This window comes from Bradyrhizobium sp. S3.7.6, assembly GCF_054061875.1.
The window spans coordinates 1,532,745-1,550,331 of sequence record NZ_JBSSEQ010000001.1; the positions used below are offsets into that span (position 1 = coordinate 1,532,745).

The window sequence follows — 17,587 nt, forward strand, 5'->3', positions numbered from 1 at the left end:
CATGCAGGCCCCCACCACCGATCCGGGCCTCGCCCTTCGAGACGCCTGCTGCGCAGGCTCCTCAGGGTGAGGGGAGACAGCTCGCGCGCCACGTTCACCACGCCCTAAATTCATGGTCCCGCCCGACAACGAATTCCGCTATTGAAGGGCGCGGCAATCGTTCCGACCGTCCGGCGAGCATTCCCGCGCAATCGATCCATTTCGCCGGAGTGTGGTCCTTCGATGCAGCTCTATCTCCCGATCGCCGATCTGCCGGTCAACATCTTCCTGGTGCTGGCGATGGGTGCGGCGGTTGGCTTCGTCTCCGGCATGTTCGGGATCGGCGGCGGCTTCCTGATGACGCCGCTTCTGATCTTCATCGGGATCACTCCGGCGGTCGCGGTCGCCTCCGTTGCGAGCCACATCGCGGCGTCCTCCTTTTCCGGTGCGTTGTCCTACTGGCGGCGGCGCGCGATCGACCCGGCGCTCGCGAGCGTGTTGTTATGCGGCGGTGTCACCGGCACGGCGCTCGGGGTGTGGTCCTTCACGCAGCTTCGTGCGCTCGGCCAGCTCGATCTGATGATCGCGTTGTCCTACGTGGTGCTGCTCACCACGGTCGGCAGCCTGATGTTCTCCGAGGGCCTGCGCGCCCTGATGCGGACCCGTCGCGGCGCGGTGCCGCCACGGCGCACGCACAGCTGGATCCACGGCCTGCCGCTGAAAATGCGGTTCAAGCGCTCGAAGATCTACCTCTCGGTTATTCCTGTCGTGATCGTCGGCATCGTGATCGGCTTCATCGGCGCCATCATGGGCATCGGCGGCGGCTTCATCCTGGTGCCGATCATGATCTATCTGCTGCGGGTGCCGACTTCGACCGTGATCGGGACCTCGATGGTCCTGACGCTGGTCACGATGCTGTTCGCGACCTTGCTGCACGCGGTGACCAATCACCTCGTCGACGCGGTGCTGGCGCTGATCCTGATGGTCGGCGGCGTCACCGGCGCGCAGTTCGGCGCCCGCGCCGGCCAGAAGATCCGCGGCGAGCAGCTGCGGCTGTTGCTGGGCCTGCTGATCCTTTCGGTCGGCGTCCGCTTCGCCATCGAGCTGGTGATCCGGCCCGAGGATCTCTTCACCATCCGTGAATTGGGAGTGAGCGGATGATGCGCGCAGCTCTCGCAGTCCTTCTCGTCCTGCTGCTGGGCTCAGCCGCGCGTGCCGAGCGACTGATCGTGTCGGTCTCCAACCATCGCGTCACGGTGACGCCGAACTATTCCGGCGAGGAACTGGTGCTGTTCGGCTCGGTCGAGAAGGACGCCTCCACGCCCGCGGATCGAAAGAGCTACGATCTCGTCGTCACCGTGATGGGCCCGCGCGCCGACATGGTCACGCGGCGCAAGGAGCGTACCTTCGGCATCTGGATCAACACCGACTACCGGCAGTTCCTGGCGGTGCCGAGCTATCTCGCGCTGTTCGCCAACCGCCCCTTCGATGTCATCACCTCGCCCGAGATCGCGCGGCGGCAGCAGATCGGGCTCAACAACGTGCTGCTGACCCAACGGGTCAGCGGCGACTATGCCGACGTGGTGCCGAACGATGCGTTCCGCTCGGCCTTCATCCGCCTGCGAACCCAGAAAGGTCTCTATCGCGAGGACCCGAGCGCGGTGACGTTCCTGACACCGACGCTGTTTCGTACCGGCATTCCACTGCCGGAGGAGGTGCCGATCGGCACCTATGAGGTGGAAATCAAGCTGTTCGCGAACGGCGCGTTGGTCACCAAGACCGAGACCGCGTTCGAGATCGTCAAGGTCGGCTTCGAGCAGTTCGTCGCGACCAGCGCGCGGCAGCACGGCCTGATCTACGGCCTCGCGACGGCCGCGATGGCGCTGATGACGGGGTGGATGGCGTCGATCGTGTTTCGGAAGGATTAGCGTCCGTCATTGCGAGGAGCACCACTCTCTCCTCCCGTCATCGCCCGGCTCGACCGGGCGATCCAGTATTCCAGAGGCCTTCGTCGAATAGCTCGCTCTCGCAACGACCGCCGCGGCGTACTGGATGCCCCGGTCAAGCCGGGGCATGACAGCTGAGCCTCACGGCGCCTCAACCACCGTCGGCAGGCCCGGCTCCAGCAATCGCAACCGGGTCCCGAAGCCGAGCACATCAAAGGTCTTGCGCAGATCCTCGCCGTCCTGGCGGAAATGCGCCCAGCCCTCGGTATGCAATGGCACGATCATCGCATCCGGAAAGGCGCGCGCCGTCTCGATGGTGTCGTTGGTGTCCATGGTGAGATGGAACGGCCCACGCGTTTGCGCCGCGCCCGCGAACGGCAGCACCACGCCGCATTTGAAGCGGCGCGCGACCTCGGCGACGCCGTCGAACCAGGTGGTGTCGCCGCTGATGTAGACGTCGCTCGTGTCCGTCCGGCTCGAGGACACCACGAAGCCGATGACGTCGCCCGACAGCGGCTCGATGCCGGCCGGGCCGTGGCGCGCCGGCGTCGCGGTGATCGTCAGGGTGTTGCCGTCACGGTCCTTCAGATGCGAGGTCGCCCAGGGCGCGAGGCCCTCGACATGGCCGCCCAGGCGTTTTGCGCCGGCCTCGGTGGTCAGCACGCGCTTTGCGTGTTTGAGAAACGCGCGGCCGGAATTGTCGAGATTGTCCGAGTGCTGGTCGTGGCTGAGCAGGACGGCATCGATCGGGCCGATCGCGTCGGCCTTCAGTGCGGGGCCGATCGTCTTTTCCAGCGTCACATGCGGCAGCTGGTAGGCGCCGGGCGCATCGAAGGTCGGGTCAGTGAGCAGGCGGAAGCCGTCGATCTCGATCAGCGCGGTAGGGCCGCCGATCAGGGTGATGGAAATGGGCATCAGAAAGCTCCTCTTACGCAACGGGCTTTGCGGGGCGCGTCACCAGGTAAATTCCGAGCGCGACCGGGATGATGCCGAGCAGGTCGCGGGCCTCGACATGCTCACCGAGCACGATGTAGGCGAACAGCATGCCGAGCGGCGGCATCAGGAAATGATAGGCGCTCGCAGCCGTTGCGCCACACACTTTCAGGAGATGAAACCAGAGCCAGTAGGCGAGGATCGAGCCGCCGAGCACGAGGAACGCGAAGGCGCCGACCAGGCCCGGGGTGAAATCAATTGCGTGGACGTCGGCGAAGGTGAACGCGACCGGCGTCAGCACGATGCCGGCGGCGAGGTTCTGCACGCCGTTGCCGATCCACAGGCTTCCCTTCGGCGCGAGCAGCTTGAACAGAATCGTGCCGGCGACGATGGAGGCGAGCGAGGCCAGGGTGAAGACGATGCCGTGCAGGGAGTCTGTGCCGACCGACAGGCGATGCCAGACGATCAGGGTGACGCCGGTGATGCCGAGCAGGAGACCGCCCGCCTTGCGCCAAGTCATGCCTTCGCCAAGCAGCAACGCAGCGAGCGCCGCCGTGAATACTGGATTGGCCGAGACGATCAGGCCGCCGAGGCCGGCGGAGACCGATTGCAGGCCGGTGTAGCCGAGCCCGAGATAGAGTGCGTTGTTGGCGATGCCGAGCACGGCAAAGATCGCGGCATCGCGCCAGGACAATGACCAGCCATCACCGCGGATCAGCGTCGCACCGAGGATCAAAATGCCGGCAAGCGAGAAGCGCGCGGCGAGCAGGATCAGCGGCGGGCAATGGGTGACGCCGATCTTGCCGGCGACGAAGGCATAGCTCCAGAGCAGGCAAAACAGTCCGATGGCGAGCGGCAGCGTGTTGAACCGGCTGGGGGCTGCGGGAAGCGAGGTGGCGAGCGACATGAGGGCATTCTCCTGAGCCCTCGATCTAGGGAGACGGCTTGTCATTTGGAAATTAAATGATTAACTTCCAATCAGTGGATTTTCGAATGGAGGCGGCCATGCTCGACCTGGAGCTCCTGCGCAGCTTCGTCTCGGTGGTCGAGGCCGGCGGCTTCACCCGCGCCGGCGAGCGCGTCCACCGCACGCAATCGACCGTCAGCCAGCAGATCAAGCGGCTGGAGGAGGACGTCGGCCAGGTGCTCTTGCACCGTGACGGCAAGGACGTGCGCCCCACTGAGGCCGGCGAACGGCTGCTGTCCTACGCGCGACGGCTGCTCACGCTCGCCGAGGAGGCGCGCGACGTGCTGCGCGAGCCCGACAGCGAGGGCGCGATCCGGCTCGGCATCCCCGAGGATTTTGCGGCGTACCGGCTGGCAAAACTGCTCGGCGCCTTCTCGCGCTCACATCCGGGTCTGCGAATGGACGTGCGCGCCGACCAGAGCAAGAACCTGTCCCGCGACCTCGAACGCGGCGAGCTCGACCTCGCCTTGTTCAAGCGTGAGGCCGGCGCGAAAGGCGCTATCGCGGTGTGGCCGGAGCGGGTGCACTGGGTCACGAGCAAGAGCCATCCGGTCGACGTCAACGCCTCGTCCGTGCCGCTGATCGGATTTCCGCTCGGCTGTCTCTATCGCGCCGGCGCCATCCACGCGCTGGAAAGCGCGGGCCGCGCCTGGCACATGTCCTATTCGTCATCGAGTCTCGCGGGCATCCAGGCTGCGGTCGCAGCCGGCATGGGCTTAAGCATCCTGTCGGAGATGTCGATCCAGTCCGACCACCGCGTGCTGACCGCCAAGGACGGCTTTGAGCCGATCAACCGGACCGAAGTGGCGCTGATGGCCTCGCCCGGTGCCAGCCCCGCAACGCTGCGGCTGGCGGATCGGCTCGCGGAGTTCTGCGACAATGTACAGGCCAAGGCGGCGTGATCACGCCGCGGCAATCACCGTGAGCTCCGGCCACAACGCCTTCCATCGCGCGGCCTTCACCGCGTAACTCGCCGCAGAGAAGTTCGGGCCCGGATTGGGCCGCGCGATCAATCCGGCTATGTCGTCGAAGCCGCGCGGCGCGTAGACCTCGTAGCCGTCGCCTCCGTGCCTCACACCGACTTGCGTGTTCTGGGTGAGGAAACGGTCGATGCCGTCGGTCGAGCAGGTGAGAGGCGGATAGGGCAGGCCGTGCTTGCCGGGATACCAAAGGTGCACGCGCGCCTGGTTGCGGGTCTCGATCTTGACGCCGAGATGCGCGAGCCGCGCATGCAGCGTGCGGATCACGGTGTCCTCCGCCTCCCATGAGGTGTCTGGATCGAAATAGAACACGTCGTAATCGGCGATGCCATGATCGACCGCGCGGTCCGTGAGTACGTTCCACGCCGTCTGCACCAGGCACCCCGACACCAGCCACGCATCGGGAAGCGCGAGCGAGGCGAGCTCGCCGATGATTGCAACATTGACTGGGTTCTTCAGCGCCAGCGTGAGGAAGCGGTCGCGATCCATCGCGGCCATCATTCACGCGCCGGCATCGTACGCCGCTCGTGCGGTCTTCGAGGCGAGGCCGCGCCAGCGCCGCCGCAGGAACGGCTCGACGATCGCGCGCTTCGCCTTGGACAGGCGGATCAGCACGATCGGATAGTCGGCGTAGTGATCGGTGAAATAAAAGATTCTTGGCTGGCTCTCGACCAGCATGGCGCGCTCGTCGATTGGAACGTCGGGCACGACGAGGCTGTCGCCGTCCTCCTTCAGCCGCGCCAGCATCTTCTTGCGCACTTTCAGCGCGGGCGTGCCGTAGGAGGTGCCGTCCTCGACCTCCGGCCACGTCAGTGCAAATTTTCTGACGTCGTCGAAGGTCATTTGATCAAGACCTTGGGATCAGCTCAGTGCACGGCGGTGAAGAACCGCGCGAGCCGGAAGCCGGAGAGCCAGGTCCACACCGGCTGGCCGCGCATGCCGAGATCCCAGGAGCCGAGCACGGCATCCGCGCGTCCGACCAGATTGTCGATCGGCAGCAGACCGACGCCGCCGGAGCGCAGGGGCACGCGGCTGTCGGCGGAATTGTCGCGGTTATCGCCGAGCACGAAGAGGTGGCCGGGCGGCACCGTCACTTCAGGCGTGTTGTCGAGCGGACCGTTGTCGCGCATCTTGAAGATCAGATGCGACACGCCGTTCGGCAGGGTCTCGATGTAGCGGTAGGCCGGCTCGCTGCCGCCATTGTCGTCTTCGGCGGCGCCGACGCCATCCGGCTTCAGCTCGGCGGGACGGTCGTTGATGAAGAGCTGGCCCTGCCGCATCTGGATGCGGTCTCCGGGCAGACCCACGACGCGCTTGACCCAGGCCTGCGAGCGATCGCCGGGCCAGCGGAACACGACGACGTCGCCCTGCTTCGGCGTCTCCGCGAAGACGCGGCCGCTTTCGGGCAGGTTGATCTGGATCGGCAGCGACGAGGTGCCGTAGCCATAGGGGAATTTCGAGGCGAGCAGCGCATCGCCGATCAGGAGCGTCGGCTCCATCGAACCCGACGGTACATAGAACGGCTCGGCGAGTGCGCCCTTGGCGATGAACACGGCGGCGACGATGCCGGCGAGCTGCATCAGCTGACCAGCCCAGCCGCTGCTCTTCCGCTTGGCGGTGACAGTTACCTTCTCAACGCTCATGCGCCCGTTCCACCAACTGTAATACGTTCCATCAGAAGCGACGGCTGGCCGACGCCGACGGGCACGCCCTGACCGTTCTTGCCGCAGGTGCCGATGCCGGTATCCAGCGCGAGATCGTTGCCGATCATGCGGATGCGATGCAGGTCGGTCGGCCCGTTGCCGATCAGCATGGCGCCCTTCAGCGGCGCGCCAATCTTGCCGTTCTCGATCTTGTAGGCCTCGGTGCACTGGAACACGTATTTGCCCGAGGTGATGTCGACCTGGCCGCCGCCGAAATTCGCGGCGAAGACGCCGTTCTTCACGGAGGCGAGGATCTCGGCCGGATCGCGGTCGCCCGCGAGCATGTAGGTGTTGGTCATGCGCGGCATCGGCACATGGGCGTAGCCCTGGCGGCGGCCGTTGCCGGTCGGCTTCATGTTCATCAGGCGCGCGTTCTGGCGGTCCTGCATGTAGCCGACCAGAATGCCGTCCTCGATCAGCACGGTGCGGTTGGTCGGCGTGCCCTCGTCGTCGATCGACAGCGAGCCGCGGCGCGAGGCAATGGTGCCGTCGTCGATCACGGTGACGCCCTTGGCCGCAACCTGCTGGCCCATCAGGCCGGCAAAGGCCGACGTCTTCTTGCGGTTGAAATCGCCTTCGAGGCCATGGCCGACCGCCTCATGCAGCATCACGCCGGGCCAGCCGGCCCCAAGCACGACGTCCATCTCGCCGGCGGGGGCGGGAATCGATTCCAGATTGACCAGGGCTTCGCGCAGCGCGCCGTCGGCGGCGTCGCGCCAGTTCTTGCTCTCGATGAATTCGGCATAGCCGGCGCGGCCGCCATAACCCTTGCTGCCGCTCTCCTGGCGGTCGCCCTGACCGGCGACGACGGAGACGTTGACGCGCACCAGCGGGCGGATGTCGCGATAGCTCTCGCCATCGGGCCGCAGGATCTCGACGACCTGCCAGGTTGCGCCGAGGCTGACGCTGACCTGCCGCACCCGCGGATCCTTGTCGCGTAAGTAAGCGTCGATCTCGGCGAGCAGCTTCACCTTGGTCTCGAAGCCCGGCGCATCCAGCGGATTGTCGTCGGCGTAGAGCCGCACATTGGTATGCGCCGGCGGGGCCGCGAAGCTGCCCGAATAGCCGCCGCGGACGGCAGCGACCGCGTCGGCGGCGCGAATCAGCGCCGGCAGCGACACGTCGGAGGAATGGGCATAGCCGACCGCATCGTCCTTGACGGCGCGCAGGCCAAAGCCCTGCGAGGTGTCATAGGTCGCCTGCTTCAGCCGCCCATTGTCGAACATCAGCGCTTCGGTCTGGCTGTATTCCAGGAACAATTCGCCGTCGTCGGCACCGGCAAGCCCGCGTGCGACCTCGTTGCGGACCTGATCGCGGTCGAGATTGGCGCGGTCGAGCAGGGAGGTGGTGGCTGGATTGGTCATGCGTCCGTCCATTATCGGAAGATGTAGGGCAAGATAATGGTTTCCCGGCGGTTCCGCGAGGGTGCCAGGTGCCACATTACGAAACGATAGGATTCGCCGCGCGCGGACGCGCCTGCCGCCTTATGGCAGCTTGTCATAGCCCTCGCCGAGCCCGTTCAGGCTGAGCGGGAAGCCGATGCCTTCTTCCGGGGTCTCGAAGATGATGAAGGTCGCGGTCTTGGCGGTGCGGAGCTGGCCGAGCAGCTTGTCGTCCATGACGACCTCGGCGACGCAGCCATTGGGCAGACAGCGGACGAAGCCGGCGCGGCCGACGTCCTGGTTGTCGAGCTTCAACCCGAGGCCGGATGGCAGCAGCACGCCGAGTGGGGCGACCACCCGCATCAGCCGGCTCTTCTGGTCGGCGGTCTTGAGCACGATCACGGTGAGGCCGGCATTGGAGCGGTCTTCGGCCACCACGCTCTGGATCAGGGCGCATTGCTCGGTCTGGGCGCCGGGCGGGGTGTCGCAGCGGATCTGCCAGTCGCCATGGACGGAGCGCACCGCGCCCTGCGCATGGGCGAGGCCCGGCAGCGCCATGACGACAATCACCACCAGCAGGGCCGCCAGCATCGTGAGGCCGCTCGCCTGCCTTGCCATGCTTCTCGAAAACCCCATCGGGTCGGTCCCTCTGCTCGCCTGGGTCGCTCGCGCCTGGCGGACTGATACGGGAATGACGGCGTCTTGAAGGCGATTCGCAAGCAAATTCCGCGCCGCCCACACCGCCATCGCCCGCACGAATCAGGTTCCTGCGCGGCTGTCTGCCAGTGCCTACCGCGGGCAATGCCGCTGTCAAGCCGCGGCATCCCGGGAAACGGTATTTTTCTCTGATGTTACTAGGAAATATCTTGCGGGTGATGGCTGACAGGCGGGGCTCAAGACTGCATTGCGATAGATCAAGAATTATGGTTTGAGAGGCTTGATTTCGGCGTTCTAGCGATCTGGCCCCAATTCCTCTTAGAGGTATTCTTGCGCGGCGGTTTGTCAGACGGGCGGATCGAATAAGCGTTTCCCGGAAATAGGGGGATGCACTTGGGGTGATTTCGTTAGGGGAGCGCGAACGGCATGAGGATGTCGATGGGCCATGTGGGCCGGCACTTGCTGGGATTGGCCGTGGCGGGTCTGACGCTGGCGACGGGCGGTGCGGCATATGCCGAGCTCGGGCAGCCGGCGCCGTGGGAATGGACGCTCCAGCAATCCGCCTCGCCGGTGATGGACAACATCGTCTGGTTCCACAACTTTCTGTTCGTGCTGATCACGCTGATCACGCTGTTCGTTCTGGCGTTGCTGGTGATCGTGGTCATGAAGTTCAACGCGAAGGCCAATCCGGTGCCGTCGCGGACCACGCACAACACGCTGATCGAGGTGGCGTGGACGCTCGTTCCGGTGCTGATCCTGGTCGGTATCTCGGTGCCGTCGTTCCGCCTGCTGTTCCTCGAGCTCGACGTGCCGAAGGCGGATTTGACCATCAAGGCCACCGGCAAGCAGTGGTACTGGTCCTATGCCTATCCTGATAACGGCAAGTTCGAGTTCGACTCGCTGATGGCCCAGGACAAGCAGCCCCGCCTGCTCGGCGTCGACAACGAGATGGTGGTGCCGGTCAACAAGGTGATTCGTGTCCAGGTCACCGGCGCGGACGTCATCCACGCCTTTGCGCTGCCGGCTTTCGGCGTCAAGATCGACGCCATTCCGGGGCGGCTGAACGAGACCTGGTTCAAGGCCACCAAGACCGGCATGTTCTACGGCCAGTGCTCGGAGCTCTGCGGCAAGGACCACGCCTTCATGCCGATCGCGATTCGCGTCGTGGAGGACAAGGACTTCGCCTCCTGGGTCGAAACGGCGAAGAAGAAATATGCGAGCGGCGGCACCAGCACTTTCGCCTCGGCGGCCGGCCCGACGCAGTAAGCGCCGGGCGAAGGCTCGAGGGACAGAAAGCGACATAAAGGGCGGGACCGCAGAAGGTCCGAACGGGACGCAAGGCAGGATTTGAAAATGGCAACGAGCGCAGCGGCACACGGCGATCACGCGCAAGACCACGGACATGACGAGCACGCCCATCCGACCGGATGGCGGCGCTATGTCTATTCGACCAACCACAAGGACATCGGTACGATGTACCTGATCTTCGCGGTCATCGCCGGCGTCATCGGTGCCGCCATGTCGATCGCGATCCGTGCCGAGCTGATGTATCCGGGCGTGCAGATCTTCCACGAGACGCACACCTATAATGTGTTCGTGACCTCTCACGGCCTGATCATGATCTTCTTCATGGTCATGCCCGCAATGATCGGCGGCTTCGGCAACTGGTTCGTGCCGCTGATGATCGGCGCGCCCGACATGGCGTTCCCGCGCATGAACAACATCTCGTTCTGGCTGCTGCCGGCCTCCTTCGCGCTGCTGCTGATGTCGACCTTCGTCGAGGGCGAGCCGGGTGCCAACGGCGTCGGCGCCGGCTGGACCATGTATGTGCCGCTGTCGAGCTCCGGCCATCCGGGCCCGGCCGTCGACTTCGCGATCCTGTCGCTGCATCTGGCGGGCGCCTCGTCGATCCTCGGCGCCATCAACTTCATCACCACGATCTTCAACATGCGCGCGCCGGGCATGACCCTGCACAAGATGCCGCTGTTCGTGTGGTCGATCCTGGTGACGGTGTTCCTGCTGCTGTTGTCGCTGCCGGTGCTCGCCGGTGCGATCACCATGCTGCTCACCGACCGCAATTTCGGCACGACGTTCTTCGCGCCCGACGGCGGCGGCGACCCCGTGCTGTTCCAGCATCTGTTCTGGTTCTTCGGTCACCCCGAGGTGTACATCCTGATCCTGCCCGCCTTCGGCATGGTCAGCCAGATCGTCTCGACCTTCTCGCGCAAGCCCGTGTTCGGCTATCTCGGCATGGCCTACGCCATGGTCGCGATCGGCGGCATCGGCTTCGTGGTCTGGGCGCACCACATGTACACGGTCGGCATGTCCTCGGCGACGCAGGCCTATTTCGTCGCCGCGACGATGGTCATCGCGGTTCCGACCGGCGTGAAGATCTTCTCGTGGATCGCCACGATGTGGGGCGGCTCGATCGAGTTCCGTGCGCCGATGATCTGGGCGGTGGGCTTCATCTTCCTGTTCACTGTCGGCGGTGTCACCGGCGTCGTGCTGGCGAATGCCGGCGTCGACCGCGTGCTCCAGGAGACCTACTACGTCGTTGCGCACTTCCATTACGTGCTGTCGCTCGGTGCGGTGTTCGGGATCTTTGCCGGCTGGTACTACTGGTTCCCGAAGATGTCGGGCTACATGTACAATGAGACGCTGGCGAAGGCGCACTTCTGGGTCACCTTCATCGGTGTGAACCTTGTGTTCTTCCCGCAGCACTTCCTCGGCCTGTCGGGCATGCCGCGCCGCTACGTCGACTATCCCGACGCGTTCGCCGGCTGGAACCTGGTCTCCTCGGTCGGCTCCTACATCTCCGGCTTCGGCGTGCTGATCTTCCTCTACTGCGTGTTCGACGCCTTCGCGAAAAAGGTGCCGGCCGGCGACAATCCGTGGGGTGCGGGCGCGACCACGCTGGAATGGACGCTGCCTTCGCCGCCGCCCTTCCATCAGTTTGAAGTGCTGCCCCGCGTGCAGTAAACCAACGCTCGCGGCGCCCGTGACGGGCGCCGCGGCTCTTTAGCGAAGCGAGTCAAAACTAGTGTCCGTCCTCGACCATAACGCCATCGACATCGATCCCCGCATCTCGGAAGCGGAGGTGGGCGACTACATTGCGCTGCTCAAGCCGCGGGTGATGTCGCTGGTGATCTTCACCGCGCTGGTCGGACTGGCGATGGCGCCCGGGCATTTCCACCCGGTGCTGGCCATCACCTCGCTGCTCTGCATCGCAGTCGGTGCCGGCGCTTCCGGAGCGCTCAACATGGCGCTCGAGGGCGATATCGACGCCAAGATGTCGCGCACGGCAAACCGGCCGATTCCGCGCGGCCGCATCACCCGTCCCGAGGCGATGGCGTTCGGCATGACGCTCGCCTTCTTCTCGGTGATGACGCTCGGCATCCTCGTCAACTGGATCGCCGGCGCGCTGCTCGCCTTCACCATCTTCTTCTACGTCGTGATCTACACGATGATCCTGAAGCGCCGGACCGCACAGAACATCGTAATCGGAGGCGCCGCTGGTGCGCTACCGCCGGTGGTGGCGTGGGCCGCGGTCACGGGCACCGTCGACGTCGAGCCGCTGCTGCTGTTCGCCATCATCTTCTTCTGGACGCCGCCGCACTTCTGGGCGCTGGCGCTGTTCCGCTCCGACGACTATGCGCGTGCCGGCATTCCGATGCTGCCCAACGTCGCCGGTCCCGACGCGACGCGGCTTCAGATCCTGCTCTACACCATCGTGCTGATCGCGGTCGCCGCCGCCCCGTGGGCGCTCGGCTATTTCGACGCCATCTACGGCATCGTCTCGCTGATCCTCGGCGCCGGCATGCTTGTGCTCGCGATCAACGTCTATATGCGCCGCGAGCGCAGCCAATCGCTGCGCGCGACCCGCAAGCTGTTCGCCTTCTCCATCCTTTATCTGTTCGCACTGTTTGCGACCCTGCTGGCCGAAGTCGTGTTCCGGGCGCTTGCTCCGATGGTAGGGGGCGCATGATCGCTGGAATGGCCGACAAACCTGAGATGAATGGAATCGTCCTCACGGAGGCGCAGAAGAAGAGCCGCCGCCAGCGCTCGATCGCGATCGCGCTCGCGCTCGGCGTGCTCGTGGTGCTGTTCTTCGCCGTCACCATCGTCAAGGGACCGGCAGTACTCGTCCGGCCGATGTAGGAAACATGGATCGAGAGCCCACCATATCGCGGGATCAGAGCCGGACGGCCAAGCAGGGGCGTGGGCCTTCCAAGGGTCTTGGCCGCGACGTGCTGGTCGCCTCGATCTGCGGAGGCGTGGTGGCGCTGATGGTCGGTGCCTCCTACGCGGCGGTGCCGTTCTACAACTGGTTCTGCCGCGCCACCGGCTTCAACGGCACGACGCAGGTTGCGACCTCGGCGCCGGCCACCGGGCCGATCGCACGGAAGATCGCGGTGCGCTTCGATTCCAACGTCGCGCCCGGCCTGCCCTGGAAGTTCGAGCCGGAGCAGAGCGAGATCGAGGTCAATATCGGCCAGGTCGTGACGGTCTTTTACACCGTGACCAACCAGGCCGCGCGCACCACCGCGGGCCAGGCGGCCTACAACGTCGCGCCCCTGACGGTCGGCTCCTACTTCCAGAAGATCAACTGCTTCTGCTTCACCGAACAGACCATGGCGCCCGGCGAGAAGCGCGAGATGCCGGTCGTATTCTACGTCGATCCGTCGATCGCCGACGATCATGAGAACGACGGGCTGAACACGATCACGTTGTCCTACACGTTCTATCCGGTGCGCGATCCCGTGGTGAAGCCGCTGGCGTCGGGTGAAGACGACAAACGCAAGGGAAATCTCTGACCGCCGGGCTCACGTCGCGGGGGTTGGACACAAGGGGATAAGTGCCGGACAGGCACGGGATTGAGGAGAGAGACCGCAAATGGCAACGGCGCACACCAAGCATCACGACTACCACCTGGTGGATCCCTCCCCGTGGCCGGTCGTCGGCTCCATCTCGGCCTTCATCATGGCGGTCGGCGCGATCACCTGGATGCACCACATGTTCTCGGCCGCGCCGATCATCTTCGGTGCCGGCACCGTCGGCGTGATCTACACCATGGTGAGCTGGTGGGGCGATGTGATCAGGGAAGCCCAGTACAAGGGCGATCACACCCGCGTCGTGCAGCTGCATCACCGCTACGGCATGATCCTGTTCATCGCCTCCGAGGTGATGTTCTTCGTCGCCTGGTTCTGGGCCTATTTCAACGCGGCGCTGTTCCCGGCCGACGCCGTCCACGCCACACGCGACGCCGTGTTCGGCTGCGGTCTCGGCACCGCGGCTGGCGCCTGCGCCGTGCCCGGCACCTGGCCGCCGCATGGCATCGAGACCTTCGATCCCTGGCATCTGCCGCTCCTGAACACGCTGATCCTGCTGACGTCGGGCACCACCGTGACCTGGGCGCACCACGCGTTGCTCGAGAATGATCGCCAGGGCCTGAAATACGGCCTGATCCTCACCGTCGTGCTCGGCGCGCTCTTCACCTGCGTGCAGGCCTATGAGTACAGCCACGCGGCGTTCTCGTTCGGCGGCAATGTCTATGGCGCGACCTTCTTCATGGCGACCGGCTTCCACGGTTTTCATGTGCTGGTCGGCACCATCTTCCTGCTGGTCTGCCTGTTCCGCGCCTATGCCGGCCACTTCACCCCGACACAGCACCTCGGCTTCGAGTTCGCCGCCTGGTACTGGCACTTCGTCGACGTGGTCTGGCTGTTCCTGTTCCTCTGCATCTATGTGTGGGGACACGGCGCCGAGACCATGGCCCACGGCGCGCACTGAGCCGCATTGGACCGATCAGAAGGGGCGGCCGCAGGGCCGCCCTTTCGCTTTTGGGCCGCCGGAAGCTTCGGCGGAAACTGTGATTGAGCGTTTTCGAGCGAAGCGGATACCGGTTCGCGTGAAGAAAACGCGTCAAAACAAGAATCTAGAGCTTCGGTTCTGATTCAATCAGAACCGATAATGTTCTAGAGTCCGTGATCATGAACGATACCACCGGCCCATCCGAGCCCGAGACGACCGTCCTGCAAAGCGCGCTGCGCGGGCTTGCCTGCAAGTGCCCGCGCTGCGGCAAGGGCAAGCTCTATGCGGGCTTCCTGACGCTCGCGCCCAGCTGCGACCGCTGCGGCCTCGACTATGCCTTCATCGACACCGGCGACGGTCCTGCGATCTTCATCATCATGCTGGCCGGCGGGATCGTCGTTGCGTGCGCGCTGATCGTCGAGGTCAAATACCAGCCGCCGTACTGGCTGCATGCCGCGCTGTGGCTGCCGCTGATCCTCGCGACCACGCTCTTGCCGCTGCGCGCGATGAAGTCGCTGTTGATCGCGCTGCAATTCCACCACAAGGCGGCGCCGGGCCGGCTGGTCGACCGCGCGAAATGAACGAGACCGCGCGCAAGCCCCGCGTGGCCGGCTTCGCGCTGTTCACGCTTTTCCTGGCCGCCGTCTTGGTCGCGCTCGGCGTCTGGCAATTGCAGCGCCGCGTCGCGAAACATCAGTTGATCGCCGCATTGACCGAGCGTCTCGCGGCGGCACCTGTTGCGTTGCCGCCGCCGTCGCAATGGAGCACGCTGACGCCGGAGCGGGACGAATTCCGTCGGGTCACATTTTCGGCGACCTACGAGTCCCGTCTGGATGCGATGGTCTACAGTTCCGGCTCCGCCATCCGCTCCGACATTTCCGGCCCCGGCACCTGGGGCTTTCCTTCCCGCACGGCTGCCTGGCGGCGATATGGTCGCGGTCAACGCGGGCTTCGTGCCGAACACCCAACAGGACCGCGCCCTGCAGGATCGGGCGGTCGCGCGACTCATTACCAACAAGCCGGCGATGTTGACCGGCTACGTCCGTTTCCCCGAAACAGCCAGCGTGCTGATGCCTGACGCTGAGCGTGACAAACGGCTGTGGTTCACCCGCGATCATCTCGCCATGTCCCGGGCGCTCGGCTGGGGCACGGTCGCGCCGTTCTACATCGACCTGGAGCGGCCGGTGCCGGAGAACGGCATTCCGCGTCCCGGCCCGCTCGACGTGCATCTGAAGGACGATCATCTGCAATACGCCATCACCTGGTTCGCGCTCGCCGGCGCGGTGCTGATCGCATTCGGCGTCTGGGCGAGGGGACGGCGGCACCCGACCTGAAATTTTTCGTAGGTTCCTGGAGGGAACCCGGTATCGCCCGGGGTTTATTATTCAGGACATATTCACGAGGGTGGTCCTAAGCCGCACGCAAATTTTTCGCGGCAGACAGGATTTTGGTGTGAGCGATTTCGACCAGATGGGAATTGTCGTCGACTGGGTGGACGCCTGCCGGAAGGGCGACCTCGCGACGCTCCTCGATCTCTATGCGGACGACGCCCGGGTCGAATGCATGTGCAACGGCAAGCGACATTATCGCGGGCGGCGCGAGCTCGAAACCTATTGGGGACCGCGGCTCAGCACCTTCTCGTCGGCAGGCTTCGGTCTTGAGGAGATCAATCCAGTGCCGCATGGCATCGATCTCGAATATTCCGTCGCGGGCTCGCTGCGTATCCACGCCTCGTTTCGCTTCAGTCCCGAAGGCAAGATCTACAGTACCCTGTGCGAGCCGGCGCGGCAGTCCCCGCATGCCGATGGTGTGTGCTAGCCGGCCGCCGGCACGTCTCGCGCCGTCTCGACCGGCAGGCGACAGCGCACATAGGTTCGCTGGTCCGCGCGCAGCAGCGACAGCGATCCGCTGAGCGCGCGCACGCGCTCGTGCATGCCCGTCAGGCCGCGGCCGAAGACGTTGTCGGCGGGAAAGCCGCCGCCGTCGTCGGAGATCTCAATCGTGAGCACCTCGCCGGCCATGGTCGCCAGCACATGGGCATTGTTCGCCCCGGCGTGGCGCAGCACGTTGGTCAGCGCCTCCTGGATCAGGCGATAGACGGTCTGCGCCAGCGGTCGGTCGATCTCGTTCAGACCCGGATCGATCGTGGCCGTCAGGCTGATATGCGGCGCCTGCCTGCGAAAGTTCTGGAGCAGCGTCTGCACGCTGGTCTCGAGCCCCAATTCCTCGATGTAGAGCGGCCGCAGCCGGTCGAGGATGCGGCGGTTGGTCTGCTGGAGCGCCTCGACAGAGCGCATCACCTCCTGCGCCGGGTTGCCGAGATTTCCCGAGGTCTCGCTCAGCGCGATCGTGCTGGCGCGGATGCCGAACAATAGCGGTCCGAGCTCGTCGTGCAGCTCGCGCGCGAGATCGCGCCGCTCGTCGTCCTGGAGCGACACCAGGCGGTGCAGCAGGTCGCGATTATCCTGACTCAATTGCGCGAGCGTCATCGCCAGCGCATTGGCTTCCTCGCAGCTCTGCCGGATCTCCTGCGGTCCTGCGACCGGGATAGGCGTTGCATAATCGCCGCGCCGGATTCGCGTGAGGCCTGCGCCGAGATCTTGCAGGGGACGCAGCACCGATCCCGCAAAGAGATAGGCAATGGTCCCAGTCAGCATCATCAGCACGGCGATGAGGCTCGTCAGCGCCAGGAAGCCGATCCATTTCTCGAACAGATCGGCTGACAGGTCCGGCATGAACACGATGTCGCCGACACGCCTGCCGTCGATGATGACGGGAGATGCGGCGTCCATCTCCGGGATGGCGATCAGGTCCACGAACCAATGCGGCACGCCATGCAGATCACGCAGGCTGTCCTTTGGAGAGGGGGCGGGACCTGCTTCCACTGAACGGAATTGAATATCCGAGGAGTTGTCCAAAGAATGGACAAATGCGTCGAGTATCTTCCGCGGGTCGTCCGAGGCCTTCAGGCTGTTGTTGAGTGCCTCGGCGACCGTCCGGGTCGAGCGTCGGCCCGGCTCATTCTCGTCGGCAAGCTGCCCCGCCGCGAAGCTCTGGAGCAGCACGCCGCCCATGACCAGCGCGGCAAGGAAGCTCAAGCCGAGCGGAAGAAACAATTCTGTTCTGAATGAGAGCCGCTGCCACATTAGGTCAATTCTAACGCGCATTGGCGGGATTTGCTCTTTCCATTTGTTCCCGTCGGTCTATGAGTCGAAAAACAAGAGAGCGC

At 64.9% G+C, this 17,587-nt stretch carries 19 protein-coding genes and 1 pseudogene; 12 read left to right on the forward strand and 8 right to left on the reverse strand.

The window, feature by feature from the left end; translation table 11 throughout:
• Window positions 1–222: 222 nt before the first annotated feature.
• Window positions 223–1,140 carry a sulfite exporter TauE/SafE family protein gene (locus tag ACVJ5M_RS07240; RefSeq protein ID WP_063980758.1) on the forward strand — a complete coding sequence of 306 codons (918 nt, stop codon included), beginning with the start codon at window positions 223–225 and terminating at the stop codon, window positions 1,138–1,140.
• The gene (locus ACVJ5M_RS07245; RefSeq protein WP_063980759.1) at window positions 1,137–1,907 is read left to right on the forward strand and encodes a TIGR02186 family protein; all 771 of its coding nucleotides are present in this window, start codon (window positions 1,137–1,139) and stop codon (window positions 1,905–1,907) included. Before ACVJ5M_RS07240 ends, ACVJ5M_RS07245 begins: the two co-directional genes overlap by 4 nt.
• 159 nt (window positions 1,908–2,066) lie before the next feature.
• Here the strand turns inward: ACVJ5M_RS07245 and ACVJ5M_RS07250 are convergent, their stop codons facing one another.
• Complete coding sequence (locus ACVJ5M_RS07250; protein WP_063980760.1) at window positions 2,067–2,840, reverse strand: MBL fold metallo-hydrolase; 774 nt, start codon at window positions 2,838–2,840, stop codon at window positions 2,067–2,069.
• A 13-nt stretch (window positions 2,841–2,853) separates the two neighbouring features.
• Window positions 2,854–3,765 carry a DMT family transporter gene (locus ACVJ5M_RS07255; protein WP_063980761.1) on the reverse strand — a complete coding sequence of 304 codons (912 nt, stop codon included), beginning with the start codon at window positions 3,763–3,765 and terminating at the stop codon, window positions 2,854–2,856.
• 98 nt (window positions 3,766–3,863) lie between these two features.
• On the opposite strand from ACVJ5M_RS07255, the gene ACVJ5M_RS07260 reads away from it, so the two are divergent.
• On the forward strand, window positions 3,864–4,727 hold the full coding sequence (locus ACVJ5M_RS07260; protein ID WP_063986047.1) for a LysR family transcriptional regulator: 864 nt from the start codon (window positions 3,864–3,866) through the stop codon (window positions 4,725–4,727).
• On the opposite strand, the gene ACVJ5M_RS07265 is transcribed toward ACVJ5M_RS07260, so the two are convergent.
• From ACVJ5M_RS07265 to ACVJ5M_RS07285, 5 genes are all read right to left on the reverse strand, one after another.
• Window positions 4,728–5,294 carry a nucleotidyltransferase family protein gene (locus tag ACVJ5M_RS07265; RefSeq protein WP_063986048.1) on the reverse strand — a complete coding sequence of 189 codons (567 nt, stop codon included), beginning with the start codon at window positions 5,292–5,294 and terminating at the stop codon, window positions 4,728–4,730.
• Window positions 5,295–5,306: 12 nt separating this feature from the next.
• On the reverse strand, window positions 5,307–5,648 hold the full coding sequence (locus ACVJ5M_RS07270; RefSeq protein ID WP_231143820.1) for an MmcQ/YjbR family DNA-binding protein: 342 nt from the start codon (window positions 5,646–5,648) through the stop codon (window positions 5,307–5,309).
• Window positions 5,649–5,671: 23 nt separating this feature from the next.
• Window positions 5,672–6,448, reverse strand: a complete 777-nt coding sequence (gene lepB, locus ACVJ5M_RS07275; protein ID WP_063980763.1) for a signal peptidase I — start codon at window positions 6,446–6,448, stop codon at window positions 5,672–5,674.
• The gene (tldD, locus tag ACVJ5M_RS07280) at window positions 6,445–7,872 is read right to left on the reverse strand and encodes a metalloprotease TldD (RefSeq protein ID WP_063986049.1); all 1,428 of its coding nucleotides are present in this window, start codon (window positions 7,870–7,872) and stop codon (window positions 6,445–6,447) included. Before tldD ends, lepB begins: the two co-directional genes overlap by 4 nt.
• Before the next feature lie 120 nt (window positions 7,873–7,992).
• Window positions 7,993–8,526, reverse strand: a complete 534-nt coding sequence (locus ACVJ5M_RS07285; protein ID WP_063986050.1) for an invasion associated locus B family protein — start codon at window positions 8,524–8,526, stop codon at window positions 7,993–7,995.
• Window positions 8,527–8,973: 447 nt separating this feature from the next.
• Here ACVJ5M_RS07285 and coxB point away from each other — a divergent pair, with 447 nt between their 5' ends.
• The 9 genes and pseudogenes from coxB (at window position 8,974) to ACVJ5M_RS07330 (ending at window position 16,176) form a co-directional block, all read left to right on the forward strand.
• Window positions 8,974–9,813, forward strand: a complete 840-nt coding sequence (gene coxB / locus ACVJ5M_RS07290) for a cytochrome c oxidase subunit II (protein ID WP_063980764.1) — start codon at window positions 8,974–8,976, stop codon at window positions 9,811–9,813.
• A gap of 87 nt (window positions 9,814–9,900) precedes the next feature.
• On the forward strand, window positions 9,901–11,526 hold the full coding sequence (gene ctaD / locus ACVJ5M_RS07295; protein WP_063980765.1) for a cytochrome c oxidase subunit I: 1,626 nt from the start codon (window positions 9,901–9,903) through the stop codon (window positions 11,524–11,526).
• 61 nt (window positions 11,527–11,587) lie between these two features.
• A complete protein-coding gene (locus ACVJ5M_RS07300; RefSeq protein ID WP_028151627.1) occupies window positions 11,588–12,532 on the forward strand; it encodes a heme o synthase in 945 nt (314 codons plus the stop codon).
• Window positions 12,529–12,705 (forward strand): hypothetical protein, encoded by a 177-nt coding sequence (locus tag ACVJ5M_RS07305; RefSeq protein ID WP_014498510.1) that lies wholly within the window; start codon window positions 12,529–12,531, stop codon window positions 12,703–12,705. The genes ACVJ5M_RS07300 and ACVJ5M_RS07305 overlap by 4 nt, the downstream gene beginning before the upstream one ends.
• Window positions 12,706–12,710: 5 nt before the next feature.
• Window positions 12,711–13,361 carry a cytochrome c oxidase assembly protein gene (locus ACVJ5M_RS07310; protein WP_063980766.1) on the forward strand — a complete coding sequence of 217 codons (651 nt, stop codon included), beginning with the start codon at window positions 12,711–12,713 and terminating at the stop codon, window positions 13,359–13,361.
• A gap of 79 nt (window positions 13,362–13,440) precedes the next feature.
• Window positions 13,441–14,337: a cytochrome c oxidase subunit 3 gene (locus tag ACVJ5M_RS07315; protein WP_231143822.1), complete on the forward strand. Its 897-nt coding sequence runs from the start codon at window positions 13,441–13,443 to the stop codon at window positions 14,335–14,337.
• A gap of 200 nt (window positions 14,338–14,537) precedes the next feature.
• Entirely contained in the window at window positions 14,538–14,939 is a 402-nt protein-coding gene (locus ACVJ5M_RS07320) for a DUF983 domain-containing protein (protein WP_063980767.1), read from the forward strand.
• A pseudogene (locus ACVJ5M_RS07325) lies at window positions 14,936–15,692 on the forward strand (SURF1 family protein). Before ACVJ5M_RS07320 ends, ACVJ5M_RS07325 begins: the two are co-directional and overlap by 4 nt.
• A gap of 118 nt (window positions 15,693–15,810) precedes the next feature.
• A complete protein-coding gene (locus tag ACVJ5M_RS07330; protein ID WP_063980769.1) occupies window positions 15,811–16,176 on the forward strand; it encodes a nuclear transport factor 2 family protein in 366 nt (121 codons plus the stop codon).
• Here the strand turns inward: ACVJ5M_RS07330 and ACVJ5M_RS07335 are convergent.
• The gene (locus ACVJ5M_RS07335) at window positions 16,173–17,504 is read right to left on the reverse strand and encodes a histidine kinase (RefSeq protein WP_354099829.1); all 1,332 of its coding nucleotides are present in this window, start codon (window positions 17,502–17,504) and stop codon (window positions 16,173–16,175) included. The genes ACVJ5M_RS07330 and ACVJ5M_RS07335 overlap by 4 nt on opposite strands.
• Window positions 17,505–17,587 lie beyond the last annotated feature (83 nt).